The organism is Candidatus Poriferisodalis sp., assembly GCF_965208895.1.
In the GTDB taxonomy this organism is placed as follows: Bacteria; Actinomycetota; Acidimicrobiia; order Acidimicrobiales; family Poriferisodalaceae; genus Poriferisodalis.
Window position 1 is genome coordinate 2,419,020 of the sequence record NZ_OZ242363.1, and the last position, 24,267, is coordinate 2,443,286.

Consider the following 24,267-nt stretch of genomic DNA (forward strand, 5'->3'; position numbering starts at 1 on the left):
CGATGGGATGCAGGCATGCCACGGCGCAGAAAGACAGACGGTCTGTGCCGATGCAGTAATCGGTATTCGGTTCGCAAGATCGGGCGGGCACTGGTGGCATTGGCGCTCGCAGCGAGCGTGCTCGCCACAGCGCACAGCCCGGCAATGGGCGCAGCGGCGGACGTGGAGAAGCCCACTCGCCTCTCGGGCACCGACCGCTACACGACCGCAGTCAAGGTGGCAGAGGCCTACGTGACTGAAGTGGAGAGCACCGCCGGCCAGCCGACGGTCGACACGGTCATTCTCACCTCGGGTCTCGACGAGCACTTCGGCTACACGCTGCCCACACCGGCGCTTGCGAAGCTGCACAGCGCACCGGTGCTGTTGACAGCGCCCGACGAGCTGCCATCCGCCGTTGCCACGTTTCTCGCCCGTCCGGCCATCACCACCGTGTACATCGTGGGCAACGAGGATGTGGTGTCGGCCGGCGTCGAGGTCGACGTCGCCGCGATCAACGGCGTGACGGTCAACCGCATCGCCGATGTCGGCACTGCGGTCGACGCCGCCGCGGCGATCGCCGGACTGGTGGGCTGGTCGCCGGGCTCACCGGGAGAGATCCCGGGCAGAGGCCGTACGGTGCTGCTGGCCACCGGCGAGAACTTCGCCGATGCGCTCGCAGCGGGCCCGCTCGCCTACCGCGGCGAGCATCCGATCCTGCTGATCCCCCAATCAGAGCTGCCTGCGGCAGTGCCGACGTTCCTGCGCGACAGCCTCACCGACCACGTCGTCATCCTGGGCGGCACTGCGGCAGTGAGCACAGCAGTCGAGAACAGCGTCAAAGGCCTGGGCATCACCACGCAGCGCTGGCAAGGCACCGATCGTTTTGCGACGGCAATCGACATCGCCGAAGAACTGCTGGGCACCGACCCGCCGCAACAGTGCTTCGACGACAGCGGCGACATCGGCCTCGCCTACGGATGGCGCTCACCCGATGCCATCGTCAGCGGGCCGCTGCTCGGCGAGCTGTGCGCGCCGCTGCTGCTGACCGAGCGCGACGCTCTGCCGTTGACGGTTGGGGAATTCCTGAGGTCGGACGACTACGTGGTCGGCGATACCGCTGGCAAGCTGCGCATCACCGTGTTCGGCGGCACCGCGGCGGTGGGGAGCCGGGCGGTGGACAGCGCGATGAGGGCCGCAACGCTGGTGGCCTTGGGCGCAACCCTGGAGGCGTTCGACGGCGGATGCCACATCGCCGTCACGTTCGCCGCACCGGTGCGCACCCCCGACGCCACGAATGTCGCCAACTACTTCTACGGCAACGCGCCCTTCAGGCCCGAGGAGGTGGAAGGCCTCATCGACGCCGGAAACGAGACGAGCACCACCAAGGCCGTGCTGACACTCTCCGGGGCGCTGCTCGAAACCGATGCGACCGTGCCGACCGGGTGCGTGACGCCGCTGCAAGGCCGTGACCGCATCGGCATCTTGGATGGCAAGATCCAAATCGCGACAGGCAGCCGGCGCGTCGGCCGCGTCGACTACTTCGTCGCAGCCGACGAAACACCGCCGACGCTGGCACTGAACGCAGCGCAGGGCAGCAGCAAGATATGGATCGAAGCCGATGAGCCGCTGCGGGCTGGTGACGACTCCGTGACCGTGGTGTTCCGGCGCAGCGGCATCAGCTCTGTGTCAGAGCAGGTGACGGTACCCGCCGGGGTCGTCAGGTTCGATGTGGCCGTGCCGACGTCGTTCGGCGACAGCCTCAAGATCGGAGACAGCATTTCGATCGCCTCCAGCCAGCTACGCGACCTCGCGGGCAATGCTGGCAAGGCGATCAGGCGGATCGTGACTCGCGACACCACGGCGCCACGCGTCAGCCGGATCACCGTGACCGAGCCGCATCCGGTCTCCCAAGCATCGGTAACGCTCACCGCAGGCGACGCCCAAATCCCCGGCGAGGCGCTGAAGATCACTGCCAAGCCCGGTACCGCGATAGACGGCACGGTCGGCAACGAGTGGACCATCGATCTCGACGTGCGCAGCCGCCGCCCGAGCAGTTGGTCGGTCACCCAGACCACGTCGGTGCAAGTGTCCGCCACGAACCAGCACATCTTGGTAGTGGCACTGTCCAGTTCGACTGACGCGGCAACCATCGGCGAGGTGGCCGACGACCTCGAGGCTCGTCGCGCCTTCAACCAGTTGTTCACCGTCGAGCGGCTGGGCCTCGACTTCGACACGCCGATCGACACCGGCGGGCGCAAGCGGTTCGCGGGCGGCGCCAGCACCGTGGACCTCGCCGTGTACTGGACCGAGGTGGCGCGGGAATGCGACGTATTGAGCAACGAGCAAGCGCGGACGCGCCTGATCGAGATCGACGCCGACGGTGACGGCGCCACCGACTTCGCCCTCGACGGCTTCACTTTCGGTGGCAGCGACGTCATCTTCGTCGATGGCGAAGCCGACGGATCCGACTCGATCGAGCCAGACAGGGCCGTCTGCGACACGACCACACCGGGAGTTCGCCCAGGGACGCTCGTGGCGCGGATCCAGTCAGAACGCAGCGACGGCCTGCCCAGCACAGAGTCGAGCGCGTTCGTGCGGTCGAACGCCATCACCGACCTCGCAGGCAACCCCAACCTACGGCAGGTCGTCTTACGCTTCGAGGGCCCCTAGAGCCTGAGAGCGCCGGGTCGCCGCACCGGCGGGGCATGCTGGCGGCGTGCACATCGTCGGCACGGCAGGGCACGTGGATCACGGCAAGTCGACACTGGTGCGTGCGCTCACCGGCACCGACCCCGACCGGTTGGCCGAGGAGAAAGCGCGCGGGCTCACTATCGACCTCGGCTTCGCGTTCTGCACGCTGCCCTCCCGCAGGCAGGTCAGCTTCGTCGACGTGCCCGGCCACATCCGCTTCGTGAAGAACATGCTGGCCGGCGTGGGAGCGGTGGACGCCTCCCTGTTCGTCGTGGCGGCGCCGGAGGGCTGGAAGCCGCAGTCGGCCGAACATCTGGCGATCCTGGATCTGCTGGGCATCTCCCACGGCGTGGTGGTGCTCAGCCAGATCGGTCTCGTCGATGACGAACTGGCCGAGCTGGCCCGGCTGGACGTCGCCGAGCATGTCGAGGGCACATTCCTCGAGCACGCGCCGGTGGTCGCCACCGACGCCATCGACGGCACCGGTCTGGACGAGCTGCGGACTGCCCTCGATGACCTCTGCGCCGCCACACCCACAGCAGCCGACCGCGACCGGCCCCGACTGTGGATCGACCGGTCGTTCGCCGCGACCGGCGCCGGGCGAGTCGTGACCGGCACGCTCGCTGGCGGCAGCGTCTCGACCAGCGACGAGCTGCGGACGGCGCCGGGAGGCCACCCAGCACGGGTGCGAGCGATCCAGACCCAAGGCACGACCGTCGAGCAGATCGGCCCGGGTCACCGTGTCGCGCTCAATCTCACCGGTGTCGACGCCGACGATCTCGGACGAGGCATCGCCCTGGTGCGACGCGACCAGTGGCACCACACCCGCAGTGTCGACGTGGAGCTCACGGTGCTGGACGGCCTCGGCAGCGATGTGACCCGGCGGGGCGCCTACGCCCTGTATCTCGGATCGGGCGAGTGGCCGGTGCGGCTGCGCGTGCTCGGGCCCGAACGCATCGCCCCCGGCGAGACCGGCTATGCCCGGCTGCACTTGCCCATCGCGCTGCCGCTCGTCGTGGGTGACCGCTTCGTGCTGCGGGACTTCGGTCGGGGACAGACCATCGGCGGCGGCACCGTCCTCGATCCCGACCCGCAGTTGCGAGCCTCGGTCGCCAAGCCCGACGCCCGCGCGAAGCGCATGATCGCCGAGCGCGGGTGGGTCGAAGCGAGCCAGCTCGAGCGGCTGACCGGCGAACGCCCCGAGCCCGTGCTGGGCGACTGGGTGGCACCCCCAGAGCTGCTCGAGGCGCTCGTCGACGATCTTCGGGACCAGATCGAGCGTGCCGGCCCGCTCGGCCTGGACCTCGCTGCGCTCGACGAACGGCAGCGGCTTGCCATGGACACGCTCGAAGGGATCGTGATCGAAGCCGGCAGGGCCCGACGCGCCGATGCAGCCGACGTTCTCGCCGATCACCCGGTGATCGCCGAGTTGGCAGCGTCGCCCTTCGCCCCGCCTGCGGTGAGCGGCGTCAGCCAGCGGGAGCTCTTGGCGCTGTCGGCGCGTGGCGACCTGGTGCATGCGGACGGGATCTGGTTCGCGGCCGATGCTGTTACCGCTGCAGCCGAGCGCATCGCCGGCCTGCTCCGCGCTCAACCCGAAGGCGTCACCGTCGCGGAGATTCGCGAGGAACTCGGCACCACCCGGAAGTACGCGCTGCCGTTGGTGGGCCACCTGGACCGGACGGGGGTGACACGGCGGCGGGGAGATCTGCGCATCGCCGGACCGAGGCTGCCAGCGGAATCGGATTGAGCCGCATCCTGCGAGCGAGAGCGTGTCGCCCTCGCTCGCGACACCATGAGTGGCGGCGCGGCGAACAGCGACGCGTTGGCTGCGGCTGCGGGCTCGGTGGGTAGGGCGCTAGTTGTCGTCAGCGCGCAGGAGCAGCATGTTGCGGCGCTCAATCTCGTTGCGCCCGCCCCAGATGCCATGGGCTTCACCGACATCCAGAGCGTGTTCCAGGCAGTCGCTGACGACCGAGCACTGGTCGCAGATGGCCTTCGCCCGCGCCTCGCGCTCAGCCTTCTCGTCCCGCCGCTCCGTGCGGGGCGGCGGGAAGAACACCGCCGCCTGAGGTCCTCGACAAGCTGCGCTGTCCTGCCACTCCTCAACCAACAAAGCGCTCATATGCCCCCCTTGTCGGGGGGGACCCTAGAACACGAAAATTCACTTGACAAGAGTAAACGAAACCTCATTCGGTTTCGGAAACCGTCGCATCGGCCCGTTTTGGCAGGCTGCGCGAGCATCTGTGCGCGCCGCTCTGCTGGCTCTCATGCCCCGCTCGCGTTCCCAGTCTTCATGGGATTGGGCTCACGGGCCGCTCGGGCCGTCGGCGCATTTCGCGGTAATCCACGGCCGCGCCCTCGAGCGGTTCCACCTCCAGCACCACCCCATTTAGGCCGCTGACAAGCAACGGTTCGCCCGCTTGCAGCGGAGTGAGACGGTTCACCCTGGCCCGCCACCGGGCGCCGTGAACTTCGACGGTCCCTTCGGGATCGATATCGGTCACCGCGATCCCCGCCACGCCGATCAGCCACTCCCGGCCTACCGTCGCAGTGCCGTAACGAGTGCGCACCAGCGCAGGCAAGCCCGACAGCACGAACACGCCGACACCGACGAGACCCACGAGCAGCGGGATCCAGCTCATCGAGTGCTGCCCGAACAGCGTCAGCGACCCGGCGAGCACTGCCACGCCGCCCGCCAGAGTCCAAAAGCGCGGCACACCTGTCTGGATGTCCACCGCGAACGCCACGAAGCCCACGAAGATCAGCGCCAGCGCCCACAGCCGGATGTCGAGCGTCCCCAAGCCGAACGCAGCAAGCAGCCCGCACGATGCGGCGACGATTGCCGCGATGCCGATTCCGCCGGTGTAGAAGTCGAGCAACAGCAGCGACAGCCCGGCGAGCAGCAGCAAGTAGGCAACCGCAGGGCTGGCAGCGGAGTGGAACAGGCCGTCGAGCACCGGCAGCTTCACGAACGAGACGACCACGTCGTCAGCCGGGGCCCGTCGGACCACGCCGTCGTCGCCGGTCACGTTCTGCCCGATGGCTGGCAGGACGCCCGCGTCGGACATGGCGAAGAGGAACTCGCCGATCACCGGTGCCGTGCTGTGGATCAGACCTGCACCCATGGCAGTGTCGGCGTCGAAGTACCGGACGCTCGCTCCCGAGTGGAGCCCGTCATCGTCGTGGCTGTGAACACCGCCGGCGTCACCTCGGTCAGCGCCGGATCCGTGGGCATGGATGAATCCCTCGACCGCGGTGAAGTCGCCGATGCGGCCTCCAGGCGCAATCGCGGCGAAGTCGGCTGCGGTGACCAAGTGGGCGGCACCCCCCAGCGCCTGCGCCCCGCTGGGACCGACCCACGCACCCACCGGCAGGTGCGCGAGCCGCACGCCGTCAGCCAATTCGACCAAGGCGTCGTCATCGAGCGTGGTCCCGGCGCTGTCGATCTGCAGCACCACGCCGACCGCGTGGAGACCTGACGCGGAGACCAGCTGCCGCTTGATGTACGAGGCCATGATCGGGTCGAGCAGTCCGTTGACCTCCACTACGACGATCAGGCGCGGGCGTTCTTCGCCGACGATCTGGGGGGTCTCAGACTCGTGCGAGTCGGGGCCCGACTCGTCGTGAGCAGACGCCGCGGTGGCAGCCAAGCCCAGCACCGCGCTCAGCAGCAGCAACGAGGCCCCCAGGCGCGCGACCCGGCGACGATGCTGACGTGCGATCACCCAGGCTCCCTGGATTGGCGGCCGCACGAACTCTAGAGGCTGGGCTTACGGGCCCGAACGGCCCGTAAGCCCAACCGCATGAAGACTGGGGACGAGAACCGAAAGCGCAGGGAAGAGCCGTGGTCCGAACGGCCCGACGCCGGGCACCGCCGACCCCATTACGCTGCGCCACCGTGACCGATGTGCTGCTCGCCACCGACGCCGATTGGGTGGTCGAAGAGGTGGCCGCCGCGCTCTCCGCTCCCGAGGTGACGTTCCGGGTGGTGCGATCAGGTCAAGACGTACGACCCGCGGTGAAGGCAAGCACGCCCGACTTGGTGATCTTGGACTTTCAGATCGGCAACATGGGCGGCATGGCCACCTGCTTGGACTTGCGCCTCGAATCGGGCGTGGGCAGGCTGCCACGGGTGCCCGTGCTGATGCTCGCCGATCGTGAGGCCGACGTCTTCCTGGCCCGACGCTCCGAGGCCGACGCGTGGCTGGTCAAGCCGCTCAATCCGCTGCTGCTGCGGCGTACGGCGCAGGAGCTGCTGCAAGCCGATGCGGCAAGCACGACCTGAGCGGTCCAGCATTGCTGTAGCGCCCGCGCTGGCAGGACCGGTAACTTCAGCCGAAGCAATCTGCCAATGGCGGTTGCAAACGGGCAGTGGCGCAGGTTGGTAGCGCGCTTCGTTCGGGACGAAGAGGTCGTGGGTTCAAATCCCGCCTGCCCGACGTCTCATGCGAGCGAAAGGGCTTCGCCCTCGCTCGCGACAATAGAAGGGCGCAAGGCTCCGGTCTTGAGCGCTGATTCTGCGAGGTGGCGGCGTGGCGGATGGTGACGCGAGGGCGACTGGTGCTCGGGTGGGGTTTGTCGGGCTTGGGAATGTTGGGGGGAAGCTGGCCGGGTCTTTGCAGCGCAACGGGTTTGAGCTGGTTGTTCGCGATCTGGATCGGGCGGTTATGGCGCCTTTTGTGGATGCTGGTGCTGGTGAGGCTTCCTCGGGTGCTGAGCTGGCGGAGCGCTGCGATGTGGTGATCACTTGCCTGCCGACGCCTGCTGCGTCCGCGGCGGTGCTCGAGGCGCCCGACGGGGTACTGGCCGGGTTCGCCTCGGCCGCCGCGTCCGGCTCATCCCGTTCGAGGCCCAAGATCTGGGCTGAGATGAGCACTACCGACCACCACGAGGTGCGCCGGCTGGGGGCACAGGTGCAAGCGGTGGGGGCCGCCGCCATCGACTGCCCGGTGTCGGGCGGATGCCATCGGGCCGCCACCGGCAACATCTCGATCTTTGCCGGCGGCGAGCGCGACACCTTCGAGGCGATGCTGCCGCTGCTGAGGGCCATGGGGCGGCGCATCCTGCACACCGGGCCGCTGGGCTCGGCATCGATTCTGAAGGTGGTGACGAACTACCTGGCCACCGCCAACCTGGTCTCGCTGTGCGAGGCGCTTGTCACCTCTCACGCCGCCGGCATGGACCTGGCGACGACGTATGAGGCCATCCGCATCAGCTCAGGCAATTCGTTCGTCCACGAGACCGAGAGCCAGGTGATCCTGAACGGCTCGCGTGACATCAACTTCACCATGGACTTGGTGTGCAAGGACATCGGGCTGTTCGCCGACATCGCGGCGCAGCACGACCTGCCGCTGGAGCTGTCGCCGGTGCTGGTGGATGTGTTCGCCGACGGTGCGGCCCGTTACGGCGAGCGGGAGTGGTCGCCGAACATCATCCGGCGGCTCGAGGAGGCCACGGGGCGCACCATCACGGCGCCCGGCTTTCCCGCCGAGATCGTCGACGACGAGCCCGAAGTGCCGGGCGCTGAAGTGTCGGCGCGCCGCAGTTGACTCCTGCGCCCGCTGCGGGGGCGACTGTCTCTGCGCTGTGTCTTACGTCGCCGAGAGGACCTCGGCACCATGCCTCACGTCGCCGAGAGGACCTCGGCGACCTGGACTGCGTTGAGGGCGGCGCCTTTGCGGAGGTTGTCGCCTACTACGAAGAGGGCCAGGCCGTGCTCGACTGTGGGGTCGCGGCGGATGCGGCCTACGTAGGACGGGTCTTGGCCTGCGGCTTGCAGCGGGGTGGGCACCTCGGCCAGCTCTACGCCGGGTGCATCGGCGAGCAGCTCGGTGGCTCGTTCGGGTGAGATCGGGCGTTCGAAGCGCAGGTTCAGCGACAGCGAGTGGCCCGTGAAGACCGGTACCCGGACGCAGGTGCCTGACACCGCGAGATCGGGGATTCCCAGGATCTTGCGGCTCTCGTTTCGAAGCTTCTGCTCCTCATCGGTCTCCCCGGTGCCGTCGTCGACGAAGCTGCCTGCCTGAGCGAGCACGTTGTGGGCAATCGGGCCGGGGAACTTGTCGTGCGGGGGATGGACAGCGGCCCCTCCGTCATAGGTGAGCGCAGCCACACCGTCGATCGTCGCGTCGAGCGCGCGGTCGAGTTCGTCGACGCCTGCGAGGCCTGCTCCGGACACCGCCTGGTAGGTCGCGGCCACCATCGACACCAAGCCGGCCTCGGTGTGCAGCGGCGCCAGCACGGGCATCGCGGCCATCGTCGTGCAGTTGGGGTTGGCGATGATCCCCTTGGGGGCGTTGAACACCTCTTTGGCGTTGACCTCTGGCACCACGAGCGGGACGTCGGGATCCATGCGCCACGCCGAGGAGTTGTCGATGACCGTCGGGCCCTGGGAAGCGACGTGCTCGGAGATCGCCAGCGACGTGGTCTTGCCGGCGGAGAAGAGCGCTATGTCGAGGTCGCTGTAGTCGGCTTCAGCGGCATTCTCGACGGCGATCTCACTGCCGTTCCACTGGATCTTGCGCCCTGCTGAGCGCGCTGACGCGAACAAGCGCAACTCGTCGATGGGGAAGCTTCGCTCGGCCAAAATGGCCTGCATGACGCCGCCTACTTGACCGGTGGCTCCGACGATTCCTACACGCATGCCAACGAGGCTACCGAGGCCCGTTTAGCGGGCTCCTGTGATTTTCAGTCCAGGCTGTGTCTGATTCGCCTGGTCAATCCAGGCCGAAGGCTGTGTGGAGGGCGACCGTGGCTCGGTCTACGTCGGCTTCGGCTACTACGCAGGAGATGCGGATCGGCGAGGTGGAGATCATCTCGATGTTGATGTGCTGGGCGGCCAGCGTCTCGAACATGGTGGCGGCCACGCCGGGATGGCTGGCCATGCCCGCGCCCACGAGCGACACCCGGGCGATGCCGGCATCGGTGTTCGTCGATGAGAAACCCACCGTGTCGACCATGCCCTCGCAGATGGCTCGCACCTCATCGGCGCTGTCTGCGGGCACGGTGAACGAGATGTCCGTGCGGTCATGATCGCCCACGTTCTGCACGATCATGTCGACGATGACCGCCGCGTCGGCGAGGGTGCGGAACACCTTGGCAGCGATGCCCGGCTCGTCACGCACGCCGACCAGCGTCACCTTGGCTTGCGATGTGTCCGGCACGATGCCGGTCACGATCGGCTTTTCCATCTCTCTCGCGTCCATGCCTGACTCCGTATCGACGACCCATGTTCCCGGTTCCCACGTAAATGCCGAGCGCACGTGCAACCGAACGCCGTACGTGCGGGCAACCTCGACCGATCGGGCAGCCGGCTTGGGGCAGCCCATCGCAGTCATCTCGAGCAGCTCGTCGAACCCGATGCGAGCGATCTTGCGGGCGTTGGGGCACACCCGTGGATCGGTCGTGAACACCCCGGACACGTCGGTGTAGAGCTCGCAGGCGTCAGCGCCGAGACCGTGCGCCAGCGCCACCGCGGTCGTGTCCGAGCCGCCGCGGCCCAGGAACGTCACATCGTTGTCGGTGGACACGCCCTGCGCCCCCGCCACGACAGCGACCCGCCCGGCTTCGAGCGACTCGGTCACCCGCTTGGGCGCGACCGACAGGATCTTGGCGTTGCGATGGTTGGTGTCGGTGAGAAAGCCCGCCTGGCTGCCGGTGAACGAGTCGGCCGGGACACCCGCGTCGTGCAGTGCCATGCACAACAACGCGATCGCCTTGCGCTCGCCCGCCGTGATCAGCATGTCCATCTCGCGGCCCGACGGCTCGTCGGAGATCTGCGTGGCCAGCGCGATGAGCTCGTCGGTTTCGGAGCCCATGGCGCTCACCACGAGAACGATCTCGTCGCCGCGGCTGCGGCAGTGCTTCACATGATCGGCAACCTCGCGCATGCGCGTCGCGCTGGCGACCGACGTTCCACCGAACTTCTGCACTACGAGCGGCACGTCGGGCGAGGGTAACGGGCAGGCGTCCGAGGGGGTGCTGGGGTGCCGCGCCGGGCGTGCTGGGGCGTCGGTAGTGTGACCGCCGGTACTGGTCAGGGGTCTTTATGAGCAGCGAGAAGAGACAACGCCAGCGAGAGAACCGCATGCGGGCGGTGGCCGAGGCCGAGCGCGCCAAGAAGCGCTCCACCGTGGGGCGCAAAGTGCTGCGCGTCGTGCTCGCCGTGGTCGCCGTGCTGGTGGGGCTGTGGCTGTGGAGCACGTTCTCAGGCGGTGACGACGAGAGCGACGACGTTGCGACCGACGCCGAGGCTGGCGCACCCGCGGTCACGACGTTCGAGACCAACGAGCCGACCGGCGATACGAGCGACGAGGCGACCGACGAGGCGCCGGATGCCACTGACGCCGTGGCCGCTACGACCACCGCAGCCCCCGCGGCGGATCCGGCGAGTTGCCCCGCTGAAGACGGCAGCGATGGCCCGCTCAACCAGTTCGACGCACCGCCCCCGCTGTGCATCGACGTCGAAACGCTGTACGCCGCGAGCTTCGACACCAACATGGGCGCCTTCACGATGGTCCTCGACCCGTCGCTGGATCGCCTCAGCGTCAACAACTTCGTGGTGCTCGGCCGCTGGGGCGCCTACGACGGGACGCTGTTCCACCGGATCATCGCCAACTTCGTCGTGCAGGGCGGCGACGTGCAACTGCAGTACGGCAGGGGCGGTCCCGGCTACCAGTTCACGGGCGACTTCCCGCCAGCCGACGACTGGTACCGGATCGGCTCGGTGGCGATGGCCAACCGGGGCAATCCCGCCACCAACGGCTCGCAGTTCTTCATCATCACCGGCGACGACGGCGCAGGGCTGCCGCCGCTGTACTCACCGCTCGGCCATGTCGTCGAGGGCTTGGACGTCGTGATGGAGATCGAAGACGTGGCGACCGGCGCCGGCGCCGAGCCGGTCGACGAGGTCGTGGTGCGCAGCGTGACGATCAGCGAGGCCACCGAGGCCCAGATCGACGCGTACACCGATGCGCGCAGCTAGCGCAGACACGCTGGCAGGCCGGGCGCAGCGAACCGATCAGGCGTAGGCTCGCTCCGATGCAGCGCCAGTCTGAAGACGGCCCGACGGAGCCAGACGCGTCGGGATGGTCGTTCCCACCGGCGTCCACCGCGGATGAAAACGGCCTGGTCGGGGCTGGGGCAGACCTCGAAGCGGGCACGCTGCTCGGTGCCTACCGGGCAGGACTGTTCCCCATGCCGCTGGGCGACACCGTCGGCTGGTGGTCGCCCGACCCGCGCGGCATCCTGCCGCTCAGCTACCTGCGGGTCAGCCGTTCGTTGCGGCGGGCCTGCAAGCGCTTCGACATCCGCATCGACACCGCCTTCGAACAGGTGCTGGAATCATGCGCCGATCCCGCCCGCCCGCATGGCTGGATCAGTGACGACATGCACGCCGCTTACCTCCAGCTGCACGAGCTGGGGTGGGCCCACAGCGTGGAAACCTGGCTCGACGACGAACTGGTGGGCGGCCTGTACGGCGTGGCCGTCGGCGCGCTCTTCGCCGGCGAGTCGATGTTCCACACCGAGAGCGACGCCTCCAAGGTCGCGCTGGTGGCCCTGGTGGATGCGATGAAGGTGACGGGGGGCGCACTGCTCGACGTGCAATGGTCTACGCCGCACCTGGCTGGGCTGGGCGCCGTGGAGGTCGAGCGCGCGGCGTACCTGGAGTTGCTGGCTGAAGCCATCACCCGGCCGCTGCCCGAAATCTGGCTGCGCCCGATGGTCTTCCGCATGCTCGACGGCTAGGAGCCGAGCCCGCTGGGGAGGCGGCATCTGTGCCTCCCGGCTCGAGTCCTCAGCGGCTCAGCGATCCGGCTAGGGCCTAGCGTTCACGGCTGTGACAGGCACTGAATCGCCACGGCGCACGCGGCCGTGGCTCATGCGCACGTACTCGGGGCATTCCACAGCCCGGGCGTCCAACGAGCTGTACCGCTCGATGCTGGCCAAGGGCCAGACCGGGCTGTCCGTGGCGTTCGACCTGCCGACGCAGACCGGCTACGACCCTGACCACCCGATGGCGCGCGGCGAGGTGGGCAAGGTGGGCGTCCCCGTCACCCACCTGGGCCACATGGCTCAGCTCATGGACGGCATCCCGCCCGATGCCATGAACACCTCCATGACCATCAACGCCACCGCGCCGTGGCTGCTCAGCCTCTATATCGCCAACGCGCGCAACGCCGGTGTCGCGCCGCAGGCGCTGCGGGGCACCACCCAGAACGACATCGTGAAGGAGTACCTGAGCCGGGGCACGCACATATACAGCCCCGAGGCCAGCCGCCGCCTCACGGTTGATGTCGTGGCGTACTGCTCGCAGCACGTGCCGCAGTGGAACCCGATCAACGTGTGCAGCTACCACCTGCAGGAGGCCGGAGCCACACCCACCCAGGAGATCGCCTACGCGCTGGCGACCGCCATCGACGTGCTGGACGCGGTGCGTGACAGCGGCAAGGTGCCCCCGGACCGGTTCGATGCCACCGTGGGCAGCATCTCGTTCTTCGTGAACGGGGGCATCCGCTTCATCGAAGAGGTCTGCAAGGTGCGGGCCTTCACCCAGATGTGGGACCAGATCTGTGCCGATCGCTACGGGGTGGCCGACCCCAAGATGCGACGGTTCCGCTACGGCGTACAGGTGAACTCGCTCGGGCTCACCGAGGCACAGCCGGAGAACAACGTGGCCCGGATCACCCTCGAAGCCCTCGGCGTCACGCTGTCGCAGCGAGCCCGGACCCGCTCGCTGCAGCTGCCTGCCTGGAATGAAGCGCTGGGACTCCCACGCCCATGGGACCAGCAGTGGTCGCTGCGAATCCAGCAGGTGCTGGCCCATGAGACCGACCTGCTGGAGTACGGCGACATCTTCGACGGCTCGGTGGTGGTAGAAGGCTTGACGGCTGAGCTGGTGGAGTCGGCGCAGGCTGAGCTGACAGAGGTGCTCGATATGGGCGGCGCCTTTGCGGCGATCACCGAACTGAAGCGGCGGCTGGTGGCGAGTCACACCGAACGGGTGCGCCAGATCGAGAGCGGCGATCTGACCGTGGTGGGGGTGAACGAGTTCACCGAGACGGCGCCGTCGCCGCTGGAGGGCGACGAGTCGATCCTGCGGGTGGATCCCGCGGTGGAAGCCGAGCTGGTGGCCGACCTCGAACGCTGGCGCAGCGCCCGGAACTCGAACCGGGTCGTCGCGGCGCTGGACGACCTGCGGGTGGCCGCTTCAGGCGACGTGAACATCATGGGGCCGAGCATCGAGGCGGCCCATGCCGGGGTGACCACCGGCGAGTGGGCACAAGCCCTGTGCGAGGTGTTCGGCGAATTCCGCGCGCCGACCGGTTTGGGCGGCGCGGCTGCGGGCGGCACCTCGCGGGGTTCGGCACTGGCGACGGTGGCCCAGCGATGCGCAGCGATGGCGGGAGGGCCGCCGCGGGTGCTGGTGGCCAAGCCCGGCTTGGATGGTCATTCCAATGGGGCCGAGCAAGTAGCGGTCGCAGCACGCGACGCCGGCATGGAAGTCGTGTACGAGGGCATTCGGCTGACTCCGCGCCACATTGCCGCGACAGCGCGCGACGAGGACCCCGACGTGATCGGCCTGTCGATCCTGTCGGGCAGCCACCTCGAACTCGTGCCAGAGGTGCTGGCGTGCCTCGATGCCGAGGGCGTGAGTGCACCGGTGATCGTTGGCGGCATCATCCCGCCGGCGGATCATCAGGCGCTCCGTGACGCCGGGGTGGCCGCCGTCTACACGCCGAAAGACTTCGAGCTGTCCGCGATCATGGCCGACATCGCCGGCTTGGCCGAGCGGGCTCGCGCCCGATCAGCCTGACCGTGTCTTCGCTCGCATCCGGGCCGACCTCTCCGAAGGGTCGCCGGATCGCAGGGTTCAGAGGTGTGGATCCATTGCTGAAGAACCGTTTCCGGCTCGCCAAGCTGCTCGTTCCGGCGTTCTTCGTCTTGTACCTGGTGATGATCCCGCTCAACGGGGTGCTCGAGTCCGAGCACAGCGAGGTCTTCCCGTTCTTCAAATGGAAGCTCTTCGCGAACATTCCCGACTGGCAGACGACCGAGTTCGGCCTGGCCATCGATGCGATTGACGGCGAACCGACGGACGGCGACTTCTACCTGATCCCGAGCACCGACATTCGCGACTGGAAGGTGATGAGCAGCATCGCCTGGGCGTGCCGCCGGGGCGACCCCTGCGACGAGACGGTCGCCGATGTGCTGGTGCCGATCGTCCGCCAAGCACTCGGCGATCACAGCATCGACTTCAGCATCGTCGAAGCCGAGGTCGACCTTCGCGATGTTCGGGACGGGGTCGACGATCTCGCGGACGGGATCGCGCTCAGGACCGACTTCTACCGGCCGGTCAGGGTCATCGGCCAGTGGAATACCGAGACCGGACGCATCGGGCCGTCCACGGACGCGGAGTAGGCGGCCGTGCGCACGAAGAGCTCGATGCGCTGGATCCGCAGGTCCGTCCTGCAGGCGGGCGAGACCGGACATCGCACCCCGGCCGAGCTGAGGGAGGCGGCCACCGATGTGGTCATGCTGAGTCGCTTCTATTACCTGTTTCTCGCCTTCAACATCGGCACTTCAGGGCTGCAGTTCGCCCGGGCCTACATGGGACGGCCGCCCACTGCGCCGCTGTGGCCGATCGATGCCGTGCAGTGGCTGACCGGAGGGGGGTGGTTCGCTCGCGACCATGTCGTGACGGTGGTCGGGCTGCTCTTTGCTATCGCTGCAGCGAGCTTCCCGAGAATCTTGCTGTGGCGGCTGGGCAGCTTTGCGTACCTGCTGTTGCACGTGTCGCTTGCCAATTCCTACGGAGCCATCAACCACGGCTCGCACGTGATCCTCTTCGTCGGGTTCGCGTTGCTGTTCCTGCCCCGGCGCGACGACGGCCCCCGCATGGCGCGCACGAACGTGCTGTCGTGCCTCACGGTCCTGTGGTTTGCACAGGGACTGATCTTGCTGTCGTACACGCTGTCGGGCTTCTGGAAGATCTGGCACAGCCGCCTCGAGGTGTTCTCGCCCGATGCCATGTCGAGGATCCTGCTGGACCGGGCGCTGCTCGAGGCCGACAACATCCCGGTCCTGCTGCCGTTCGTGGCACAGCACAACTGGCTGGCGCAGTCGATGTGGTGGCTGACGCTCTACATCGAGATCTTTGCGCTGCTGGTGGTGTTCCGGCCCCACCTGCATCGGCCGTTCGGCGCCGTGCTGATGCTGTTCCACATCACGAGCGACTGGCTCATGAACATCTCGTTCTCCCTGAACATCGTCATGCTGGGGTTGTTCTTGCTGCTGTCGCCATTGGCCCCCGCACGGTTCTCGCTGTCGGGTGTTGTTCGGTCGCTGCCGATCGTGGGCATCGGGTTCCGCGCTCTCGAACGCCGGCAGCGGTCGCAGGAGCCTCCACCCGCGGATCGCGTCTGGCTCGTGTACGACGGCGAGTGCATCATGTGCAACAACTACGCCCAGTACTTGAAGCTGCAGCAGTCAGTCGGGGAATTCGTGCTGGTCGATGCGCGGCTGGGCGGCCCGATCGTCGACGAGGTCCGGAAGCTGCCGCACGATCTCAACGACGGGATGGTGGTCAAGATCGGCGAGCGCTTCTTTGTCGGTCACGATGCGCTGAACGTGCTGGCGCTGCTGGCGGAGGACCGTGGGTTGTTCAATAAGTTCAACCGGCTGGCGTTTCGTTCGCCGCTGATCTCGCGTGTTACCTATCCCGTGATGAAGGGTGCTCGGTGGGTCTTGCTGAAGCTGAAGGGCGTGGCGCCGATTACCTCCGATGGCTGAGCTCGCAGGGTCGGGGCCGGGGTGATCGGGGGCAGATGCACCCATGCTCAAACAAGCGCAGCGCCGATTGTTGAACGCTGGGCGGGCTGTGGGCGCTGCGAACTGCGCGTGGGCACACCTGCCCCCGCTCACCCCTAGTTCTTCTGGGCGCTTGGCTCTTTGGCTCGGCTGCTCAGGGGTTGGGCCAGGGGTCGGCGTCGGTGAGGTCGGTGAGGCAGTCGTTGTCGGCGCCCTCGTCGCGGCCGGTCCAGCGGACTTGGCCGGGTGTGGCGCTGAGGCGAGCGATCACGTTCTGCTGTTTGAGGCCATCTACCTCTACGAACACGTCTCTGGCTTTGGCATGGGGGTCGTCGGCAAGCTGGCTCATGTCGAGGACTGGTGCTGCTGCGGCTTGGGCCTTGTCGAAGGCGGCTACTGCTTCAGCGAGGGTTCGTTGCGATACCCACTCCGCCATCGCCGTGTCGAGCTCGGGGCGGTGGGCCATGCGGCCTTCGAACGTGGTGAAGCGTTCGTCGTCGCCTACGCCGATCATTGCCATGACACGCGCGGCGACCGAGTCTGAAGAGGTGCTGACGGCCAGCCAGCCCCCGTCGGATGCCTGGTAGGTGCCCCGAGGGACGCTGTAGGGGATGCCTGATCCGAGGCGGGGCTGCAGGTAGCCCTCGGAGTGCCAGGCGGTCATCAGCGGGCCCATCGCCTGTGACATGGAGTCGAGCAGGTTGACGTCGACCACCTGGCCGACGCCGCTGTGCAGCGCTGCCATTGCTGCGAACGCGCCGGCCAGCCCCGCAATCTCGTCGGTGAGCGCCACCGGCGGCAGCAGCGGCGCGCCGTCGGCCTCGCCGTTCATGGAGGCGAAGCCGCTCATTGCCTCAGCGAGGGTGGCGAAGCCCGGCCGGTCCCGGTAGGGACCGTCCTGGCCGAAGCCAGTCAGCCGGACGATCACCAGCTTCGGGTTGGCTTCGATCAGCTCGTCGGGCACCAGGCCGAGGGCTTCGAGCTTGCCGGGCCGGAAGTTCTCCACCAGCACATCGGCGGCGGTGAGCAGCCGCAGCAGCAGCGCCAGGTCGTCAGCGGCCTTGAGGTCGAGCGTCACGCAGCGCTTGTTGCGGTTGACGAGGCGCCACCACAGCGTCTCGCCGTGCGCGTCGCGCCAGCCCATGTTGCGGACGGTGTCGCCGCCGGGCCGTTCCACCTTGATGACATCGGCCCCGAAATCGGCCAAGTAGCGGGCGCAGTGCGGTCCGGCGAAAACTGAAGACAGGTCCACAACCCGCAAGCCGTCGAGCGGCATGGGTGGCGCGGGAGTCGGGCCGGCTGACACGGCTAGCGGTAGCGGACGGCGGGCCAGGACGTGGGGGCTTGCCAGGGGCGGCCGCTGAAGCGCCACTTGGTGGTCGGGCCCGCGTCGGGGGCAGGCGGAGCGGGACGCGGCCACAGCAGCTCAAGTGCGGTGACGATGGCCGCGGCTTCGGCCGCAGTTGCGGCGGGCGTGATGGCCACGTTCGAATCGCTGATCACAGGCGCTGTCACCGGTCGCTCGCTCGTGCCATCTGCGCCGCCGATTTACAGGGGCACGTTGCCGTGCTTGCGGCGCGGCAACTCCTCGCGCTTGGCGCCGATCATGTCGAATGCAGCGATGACCTTCTGGCGGGTCTCGGCAGGGTCGATGACCGCATCCACGATGCCTCGCTCGGCGGCGATGTAGGGGTTCGCATACTTGCGGCTGTACTCGTCGACCAGCGCCGCTTTGCGGGCCTCGGGGTCGGCGGCCTGCTGCAGCTCGCGCCGGTTCAATATCTCCACCGCTCCCTGCGGACCCATCACGGCCAGCTCGGCTGTGGGCCAGGCGAAGCTGACGTCGCAGCCCACCGACTTGGAATCCATGACGACATATGCGCCGCCGTAGGCCTTGCGGGTGATCACCTGCACCCGCGGCACGGTCGCCTCGCAGTAGGCGTACAAGAGCTTGGCGCCGTGGCGGATGATGCCGCCATGTTCCTGGTCGACGCCGGGCAGGAACCCGGGCACGTCCACGAACGTCAGCAGACCGATGTTGAAGGCATCGCAAAAGCGCACGAAGCGCGCGGCCTTCTCTGAGGACTCGATGTCGAGCACGCCGGCCATCACCATCGGCTGGTTGCCCACAACGCCCACTGAGCGGCCGTTGAGCCGTGCGAAACCGCAAACGATCGAGCCCGCCCAGGCGGCGTGGTACTCGAAGAAGTCGCCGTCGTCGACGACCTCGCCGATCACCTGCTTCATGTCGTAGGGCACGTTGGGGCTGTGCGGCATGAGGTCGCGCAACGATGGGCACCAGCGGTCAGGTTCGTCGGTGGCTTCGATGACCGGCGGCGCGTCGAGGTTGTTCGACGGCAGGAACGACATCAGGTAACGCACGTCGTCAAGGACGGCCTTCTCGTCGGCCGCCACGAACGTGGCCACGCCCGACTTGGTGCTGTGCGAACCGGCGCCGCCGAGCTCTTCGAGGGTGACGTCCTCGCCGGTGACGGTCTTCACCACGTCGGGGCCGGTGATGAACATGTGGCTGGAGTCGCGCACCATGAAGATGAAATCGGTCATGGCGGGCGAGTACACAGCGCCGCCGGCGCACGGACCCATGATGACGCTGATCTGCGGGATGACGCCCGAGGCCAGCACGTTGCGGCGGAAGATGCCGCCGTAGCCGGCCAGCGAGACGACGCCTTCCTGGATGCGGGCGCCGGCGCCGTCGTTGAGGCCGATGATGGGGGCACCGACCGACTCGGCGAGGTCCATGACCTTGTGGGTCTTCTCGGCGAACACCTCGCCGAGGGCACCACCGAACACGGTGAAGTCCTGGCTGGCCACGAAGACCTTGCGGCCCTCGATGTTGCCCCAGCCGGTGATGATGCCGTCGGTGTAGGGGCGCTCGTCGAGGCCGACGTCGTGGGCCCTGTGGCGAGCGAGCATGTCGAGTTCGTGGAAGGTGCCCTCGTCGAACAGGTACTCGATGCGCTCGCGGGCGAGCATCTTGCCCTTGTCGTGCTGGCGCTGGACGGCCCGCTCGGTACCGGCGTTGCGCGCCTCGTCGCGGCGGCGGGCGAGCTCTTCCAGCCGCTCGTCCATGGTCGGCTCAGACATCTGGCAGAGCCTACGAGAAAGGCCCGCAACGCAGCCGCTGACAATAGTTCGTCGATGGCCGGAGACCCAGACAAACGCCGGGATCGCCGTTGTCGTCCCGTGAGCGTTGTCCCAGGGCGGACTCCACTGGTGGTTGCTGTGTCGAACAACCGGTCATCATGACCGATCACTCGCAACCACCGGTGGAGTCCGCCGTCCTTGACTGGGTGCTGGGGGCCGGGAAGGGTTACAGGATGGGAAGTTCCAGTAGGTCCAGCGCGTCAACTCAGCCACGGTTCAAGCAGCTCGCGTCGGGAGTGTTTGCCGGCTCTTCGCGCTTTAGCGTGGGGTGAGGGTGTCGAGCAGGGTCCAGTCGGGTTTGCCTGCATACAGCAGGACTCGGATGCGGTAGTGGTCGAAGTTGGTGACGCCGAACGACACTCGCTTGATCAGCTTCGCCAGGTTGTTCGCCGCTTCGGTCGGCCCGTTGGTCACCTGTGAGCGGTGCCAGTTGGTGATCTGTTCCCGCCAGGTGCGAAGCGTGCGGCCGAGCTTGTTCAGCTCCGGTGAGAATGTGTCGTCTCGCAGGTCGCGGGACAGCTCGTCGATGGCTTCGAGGGCGACCTCGTGGTCTGGGATCGTGTAGGTCATGCGGAGGGTCTCTTTGGCGTGCCAGGCGTCGCGGACCTCGCCGTGGGGGTCGCCGGCTGCGAGCAGGCCGCGCAGCTTGGCGTTGCCGCGTTCGGTGACGCGTTCGTGTGCCTTGAGCAGCAGCCGCCGTATCCGATACAGCGGGTCGTCTTTGGTGCCGCGTCCGCCGGTGGTCTCGTTCTGGACGCGTCTGCGCACCTGGTCGACGGTGCTGTTGGCGAGCTTGACGACATGGAACGGGTCGGCGACCTGGATCGCTTTGGGCAGCGCGTCGGTGAACGCCTTGCGGTACGGGCCTGACAGGTCCATGACTGCCCAGCGCACCCGGGCTCGCCATCTCGACGTGCGTCCCTGGATCCATCTGGTGGCGCCCTTGGCGCTCTTGCCAGCGACTATGTCGAGCAGCTTGCCTGTGCCGGCGTCCACGATGGTGGTGCCCCAGTGCTGCTCGCGGTACCGGCCGCGTCGGAACATCAAGATCTCGTCGAGACCCAAAGCGGTCACGCCGTCAATGCGGCCGTCATCGGCTTCGAGCAGCGCTCGGCCCCAACGCTGCACCGCAGCCATCGCGGTATGCCAGTTGCACCCCAGCTCGGCAGCGATCTCTTTGATCGCGCGTCCCGCACCCGCCCCGCGAGTCGCCCAGCGAGCAGCCCGGCTGGTCATGCGCCCCCTGGGCGGCGCGATGGCGGGCTGCTGATCGGTGAACGTGCGCACCGCACAGCCCTGATGCGGACACAGCCAGCGCTGCTTGCGCCACACCAGCTTCACCGCCCGACCGAACGCCGGCAGATCCGCCAGGCGCACCTCGCTGGCGCCGTGACGATGCACCTTGGCGCCGCAGCCCCCACAGCACGGCCGGTCCGTCAGCGCTATCTCGACCTCGAGCGGGCCGCCGCGGCGGCCCCGCACATCGAGCACCGCGACGCCCGGACCCAGACCGACGATCAGCAACAACGCACGCGTAAGGTCAACAGCCACAGGGATCCTCCCGGATCGGGGTAACAAAGCACCTCCGATTCTGGGGGATCCCTCCCTATCCAGCCGGGACCCTCACCGCACTACCCCACGCGGAAACGCGAAGCGCCTGTTTGCCTTCGAAGGCGACACCGAGAACGACGTGCGGAAGCGGTACTCGATTCGGCCCGTCTTGCAGTTCCTGAACGATCTCGAAGGATTGAAGTTTATCCATCGCGACATCGGAACTGCTGGGGAATTGGAGTTCTACGTCAAGAAGTGGACGCAAGCGAGGTACAAGAAGTACCAAGTCGGCTACTTCAGCTTCCATGGCAGTCCCGGTGAACTCTGCTTCGCTGACAACCGTCGCAAGAGCATCTCGCTGGACGAACTCGCGGATTGGCTTGCCGGAAAGGCACGGGACCGCATCATTCACTTCGGAGCCTGTTCGGTAATGAACATCGACGACCGCGATCTGCGCGACTTCCGCAAGTTGACGGAGGCAGCTGCGGTGACGGGTTACAGAGAAGATGTGCAATGGCGGGAGGCTCCGGCATTCGAGGTGCTCATGCTCGGCGCCCTCTGTGACTATCAGAGAATCAGCGCAGCGGAGAAGTACCTGAGGACGAACTTTGGCGAGCTGTGGGATCGGCTCGGAGTCAAGATCATCCGCTGACCGCGCCGCCTTGTCACTCCCGGAATCGGGCGTGTTCAATCGCAGGAGAACGCGAATTCCATTGCGGTGCAGATCTGCCGCATCCGCTCATCGCTCAGACGACCCAAGCGCTCCACCATCGAAGCCTGAGACGTGATGCGCACGGAGTCGAGGTTGACGGCCGAGAGTTCCGATACGGGATCGTCACCGGGTTCAAGCACAACCTCGCTCGACAAGCCTCGGATCGTTGTCGTGCATGGCGCCACTACCGCGTTCGTCAGGCGATCCAAGGCGGAATCGCGCAGCAACACGACGACTGGACGGCGCCCGATGTCCGGCGCTTCACACCACCAGACCTCACCCCACCGTGGACGAGTCGCATTCACGGCTGTACTTCGTCGGTGTCGGGTTCCCCAGGGCGCTGTGCCTGATGAAGGTCGGCCGCCAGGAATGATTCCAAGTCACCCCACTTATCGGGTGCGCTGAGCGGAATGCGGTCGTAGACCTCGTACTGCGCATCAATCTCAGCCTTGCGGTGACGTTTGGCAAGGGCCTCGAGCGCGGCGTCCATCATCGCTGCATCGCTGTCCCAGACTTGCAGCCCACGAGCGTGGGCGAGAAGGTCTTCATCGACTGTAGTGCTTACTCGACGTCTCATGCCACAAACATAGCATTTTCATGCTATTCATGTGGCCCGCAGGAGCGAGGGCGACGTATGGCACATCGCGCAAGCAGTTCCACGGGAAACGAGCGACTGTCGTAGTCGGCGAGAACGCAGGAAGACATGTTGAGTACGCGATCGCTGTGGCGGCGGCAGGACCCTCTGCTCCAGCGATCCGGCTGGTCGCAACGTCGCAGAGTCTCCTGCCGCCGCCACAGCTATGGCATCTGTGTCTACTGGGTTCACGTCGTAAGCTGCGGGCATGGAACTGGGGCCTGTGCATCACGTATCGATCAATTGCGCCGATGTGGATGCAGCGGCGCCGTTCTATACCGAGGTGTTGGGCATGAAGCAGCTGGACCGGCCCGATTTCGGCTTCAACGGACGGTGGCTGCAAACCCCTGGCGGCGGCGAGGTGCATCTCATCGAAGTGGCCGACTGGGTGCCGCCCAAGGGCCAGCACTGGGCCTTCAAGGTGGCCGACATCGACGCCACCGTGGCCGAGCTGCGAGACGCTGGCGTGAGGGTCAAGGACCCGGTGCCGCTGCCGGGCACCACCGCTCGCCAGACGTTCTTCTTCGACCCTGCCGGCAATATGATCGAGCTGAATCAGCCCGCCTGAATCCGTCTTTGCTCGGGCCCGGCGCCGGGGGAACTTCGTCTGAACTAGGCGTCGGCGCGGTAGGCGGCGAGGTTCATCACACGATCGAAGAGTGCTCCGGCGCCGATCTGATCGCACAGGTCTTCGAAGCCGCTGCGCGGGCCGCGCCAGGCCAGTTCGTCGATGCTGTCTGACACCGGCGCATCAGTGCGCACCGTGGCGATGCGGCGGAACAGCAGAGCGAGATCTCGCTCTGCAACGAGCGTCGCTGCGAGGCCGGCGGCGCCGCGGACCTTGGGCGCCCAGTCGGTGTGCATGTCGGGGATGTCCTCGATGTGGCCGTAGTGCGACAGCATCACCGATGTCGACTTGGCGCCCCAGCCTCGCAGGCCCGGAAAACCATCGGCACTGTCGCCCACCAGGCCCAGGTAGTCGGGAATCGAGCTGGGCCTGACGCCGAACTTCGCCTCGACGCTGGCCGTGTCGATGATCTCGTCGGCTCGACGGTCCCACTGGACGACCTTGCCGCCGACGCACTGGCCCAAGTCCTTGTCGGGCGTGCAGATGAATACCTGCCGCACCCGATCGTCGTCGGACGCCATCGCCGCGCCGGCCGCCATGGCGTCGTCGGCTTCGAATTCGATCATCGGCCACACGGCCACGCCCAGCAGGCGCAGTGCCTCCTCGGTGGGATGGAACTGCGACGCCAGGTCAGGGTCGATGCCCGAGCCGTCCTTGTAGCCCGGCCACAGATCGTTGCGGAACGACTCCACGACATGGTCGGTGGCCACGGCCACATGCGTGGCGCCGCCGTCCAGCAGCAGCACGATGTTGCCAAGCACCCCTCGCAGCGCCCCGATCTCAGAACCGTCGGACGCCTTGCGGCTGGGCACGGCGAAGAAGTGACGGAACAGCTCGTAGGTGCCGTCTATCAGGTGAACGTCGAAACTTCCCGCCCGCGGAGGCTCAGGCGTCCGGCTCTCCACCACGGGCATGGCATCCGACGACTGAGGAATCTCGTCTTGAGGCATCGAACCGACGTTACGCCGAGCACCATCAAGATATTGCGACTACAGGCGCTATCGCAGCGGGTATGGCCTGCCACGAGCGCGACCGATCCGCAGAGTCTCGACAGCGTTGCATAAACCCTTGAAAGCAGACTCCTTGAGGCTCTCT

At 67.2% G+C, this 24,267-nt stretch carries 22 protein-coding genes and 1 tRNA gene; 12 read left to right on the forward strand and 11 right to left on the reverse strand.

The window, feature by feature from the left end; translation table 11 throughout:
* The first annotated feature begins 15 nt into the window (after positions 1–15).
* On the forward strand, positions 16–2,649 hold the full coding sequence (locus tag ACOGJB_RS10940; RefSeq protein ID WP_419837172.1) for a cell wall-binding repeat-containing protein: 2,634 nt from the start codon (positions 16–18) through the stop codon (positions 2,647–2,649).
* A gap of 46 nt (positions 2,650–2,695) precedes the next feature.
* On the forward strand, positions 2,696–4,420 hold the full coding sequence (selB, locus tag ACOGJB_RS10945; RefSeq protein WP_419837173.1) for a selenocysteine-specific translation elongation factor: 1,725 nt from the start codon (positions 2,696–2,698) through the stop codon (positions 4,418–4,420).
* A 108-nt stretch (positions 4,421–4,528) separates the two neighbouring features.
* Here the strand turns inward: selB and ACOGJB_RS10950 are convergent, their stop codons facing one another.
* Positions 4,529–4,795: a WhiB family transcriptional regulator gene (locus ACOGJB_RS10950; protein ID WP_419837174.1), complete on the reverse strand. Its 267-nt coding sequence runs from the start codon at positions 4,793–4,795 to the stop codon at positions 4,529–4,531.
* Positions 4,796–4,964: 169 nt separating this feature from the next.
* Positions 4,965–6,398 (reverse strand): NfeD family protein, encoded by a 1,434-nt coding sequence (locus ACOGJB_RS10955; protein WP_419837175.1) that lies wholly within the window; start codon positions 6,396–6,398, stop codon positions 4,965–4,967.
* 173 nt (positions 6,399–6,571) lie between these two features.
* Between ACOGJB_RS10955 and ACOGJB_RS10960 the strand changes: the two genes are divergently transcribed.
* The 3 genes from ACOGJB_RS10960 to ACOGJB_RS10970 all read left to right on the forward strand — a co-directional run bounded on the left by ACOGJB_RS10960 (position 6,572) and on the right by ACOGJB_RS10970 (position 8,222).
* Entirely contained in the window at positions 6,572–6,958 is a 387-nt protein-coding gene (locus ACOGJB_RS10960; RefSeq protein WP_419837176.1) for a response regulator, read from the forward strand.
* An 80-nt stretch (positions 6,959–7,038) separates the two neighbouring features.
* Positions 7,039–7,112 (forward strand) — tRNA-Pro (locus ACOGJB_RS10965).
* A 93-nt stretch (positions 7,113–7,205) separates the two neighbouring features.
* Complete coding sequence (locus ACOGJB_RS10970) at positions 7,206–8,222, forward strand: NAD(P)-dependent oxidoreductase (protein WP_419837177.1); 1,017 nt, start codon at positions 7,206–7,208, stop codon at positions 8,220–8,222.
* Between the two features lie 74 nt (positions 8,223–8,296).
* Here the strand turns inward: ACOGJB_RS10970 and ACOGJB_RS10975 are convergent, their stop codons facing one another.
* Positions 8,297–9,316: an aspartate-semialdehyde dehydrogenase gene (locus ACOGJB_RS10975; protein WP_419837178.1), complete on the reverse strand. Its 1,020-nt coding sequence runs from the start codon at positions 9,314–9,316 to the stop codon at positions 8,297–8,299.
* 73 nt (positions 9,317–9,389) lie between these two features.
* Complete coding sequence (locus ACOGJB_RS10980; RefSeq protein ID WP_419837179.1) at positions 9,390–10,616, reverse strand: aspartate kinase; 1,227 nt, start codon at positions 10,614–10,616, stop codon at positions 9,390–9,392.
* A 104-nt stretch (positions 10,617–10,720) separates the two neighbouring features.
* Between ACOGJB_RS10980 and ACOGJB_RS10985 the strand changes: the two genes are divergently transcribed.
* The 5 genes from ACOGJB_RS10985 to ACOGJB_RS11005 all read left to right on the forward strand — a co-directional run bounded on the left by ACOGJB_RS10985 (position 10,721) and on the right by ACOGJB_RS11005 (position 16,464).
* The gene (locus ACOGJB_RS10985; RefSeq protein ID WP_419837180.1) at positions 10,721–11,656 is read left to right on the forward strand and encodes a peptidylprolyl isomerase; all 936 of its coding nucleotides are present in this window, start codon (positions 10,721–10,723) and stop codon (positions 11,654–11,656) included.
* Positions 11,657–11,712: 56 nt separating this feature from the next.
* Positions 11,713–12,420 (forward strand): leucyl/phenylalanyl-tRNA--protein transferase, encoded by a 708-nt coding sequence (aat, locus tag ACOGJB_RS10990; protein ID WP_419837181.1) that lies wholly within the window; start codon positions 11,713–11,715, stop codon positions 12,418–12,420.
* A 91-nt stretch (positions 12,421–12,511) separates the two neighbouring features.
* On the forward strand, positions 12,512–14,488 hold the full coding sequence (locus ACOGJB_RS10995; protein WP_419837182.1) for a methylmalonyl-CoA mutase family protein: 1,977 nt from the start codon (positions 12,512–12,514) through the stop codon (positions 14,486–14,488).
* Between the two features lie 65 nt (positions 14,489–14,553).
* A complete protein-coding gene (locus tag ACOGJB_RS11000; RefSeq protein ID WP_419837183.1) occupies positions 14,554–15,093 on the forward strand; it encodes a hypothetical protein in 540 nt (179 codons plus the stop codon).
* 6 nt (positions 15,094–15,099) lie between these two features.
* The gene (locus tag ACOGJB_RS11005) at positions 15,100–16,464 is read left to right on the forward strand and encodes a hypothetical protein (RefSeq protein ID WP_419837184.1); all 1,365 of its coding nucleotides are present in this window, start codon (positions 15,100–15,102) and stop codon (positions 16,462–16,464) included.
* A gap of 172 nt (positions 16,465–16,636) precedes the next feature.
* Here the strand turns inward: ACOGJB_RS11005 and ACOGJB_RS11010 are convergent, their stop codons facing one another.
* The 4 genes from ACOGJB_RS11010 to ACOGJB_RS11025 form a co-directional block, all read right to left on the reverse strand.
* Positions 16,637–17,758, reverse strand: coding sequence for a CaiB/BaiF CoA transferase family protein (locus ACOGJB_RS11010; protein ID WP_419837185.1), 1,122 nt, complete (start codon positions 17,756–17,758; stop codon positions 16,637–16,639).
* A 32-nt stretch (positions 17,759–17,790) separates the two neighbouring features.
* Complete coding sequence (locus tag ACOGJB_RS11015; protein WP_419837186.1) at positions 17,791–17,997, reverse strand: hypothetical protein; 207 nt, start codon at positions 17,995–17,997, stop codon at positions 17,791–17,793.
* 33 nt (positions 17,998–18,030) lie between these two features.
* The gene (locus ACOGJB_RS11020) at positions 18,031–19,572 is read right to left on the reverse strand and encodes an acyl-CoA carboxylase subunit beta (RefSeq protein ID WP_419840721.1); all 1,542 of its coding nucleotides are present in this window, start codon (positions 19,570–19,572) and stop codon (positions 18,031–18,033) included.
* A gap of 333 nt (positions 19,573–19,905) precedes the next feature.
* A complete protein-coding gene (locus ACOGJB_RS11025; RefSeq protein ID WP_419837016.1) occupies positions 19,906–21,198 on the reverse strand; it encodes an ISL3 family transposase in 1,293 nt (430 codons plus the stop codon).
* A 106-nt stretch (positions 21,199–21,304) separates the two neighbouring features.
* Between ACOGJB_RS11025 and ACOGJB_RS11030 the strand changes: the two genes are divergently transcribed.
* Positions 21,305–21,850: a DUF6642 family protein gene (locus ACOGJB_RS11030; protein ID WP_419840722.1), complete on the forward strand. Its 546-nt coding sequence runs from the start codon at positions 21,305–21,307 to the stop codon at positions 21,848–21,850.
* A gap of 35 nt (positions 21,851–21,885) precedes the next feature.
* Here the strand turns inward: ACOGJB_RS11030 and ACOGJB_RS11035 are convergent, their stop codons facing one another.
* The gene (locus ACOGJB_RS11035) at positions 21,886–22,215 is read right to left on the reverse strand and encodes a type II toxin-antitoxin system PemK/MazF family toxin (protein ID WP_419837187.1); all 330 of its coding nucleotides are present in this window, start codon (positions 22,213–22,215) and stop codon (positions 21,886–21,888) included.
* On the reverse strand, positions 22,212–22,487 hold the full coding sequence (locus ACOGJB_RS11040; RefSeq protein WP_419837188.1) for a DUF2191 domain-containing protein: 276 nt from the start codon (positions 22,485–22,487) through the stop codon (positions 22,212–22,214). The genes ACOGJB_RS11035 and ACOGJB_RS11040 overlap by 4 nt, the downstream gene beginning before the upstream one ends.
* A gap of 265 nt (positions 22,488–22,752) precedes the next feature.
* On the opposite strand from ACOGJB_RS11040, the gene ACOGJB_RS11045 reads away from it, so the two are divergent.
* Positions 22,753–23,112 carry a VOC family protein gene (locus ACOGJB_RS11045; protein ID WP_419837189.1) on the forward strand — a complete coding sequence of 120 codons (360 nt, stop codon included), beginning with the start codon at positions 22,753–22,755 and terminating at the stop codon, positions 23,110–23,112.
* A 44-nt stretch (positions 23,113–23,156) separates the two neighbouring features.
* Here the strand turns inward: ACOGJB_RS11045 and ACOGJB_RS11050 are convergent, their stop codons facing one another.
* Positions 23,157–24,122, reverse strand: a complete 966-nt coding sequence (locus ACOGJB_RS11050) for a 5'-3' exonuclease (protein ID WP_419837190.1) — start codon at positions 24,120–24,122, stop codon at positions 23,157–23,159.
* Between the last annotated feature and the right edge of the window lie 145 nt (positions 24,123–24,267).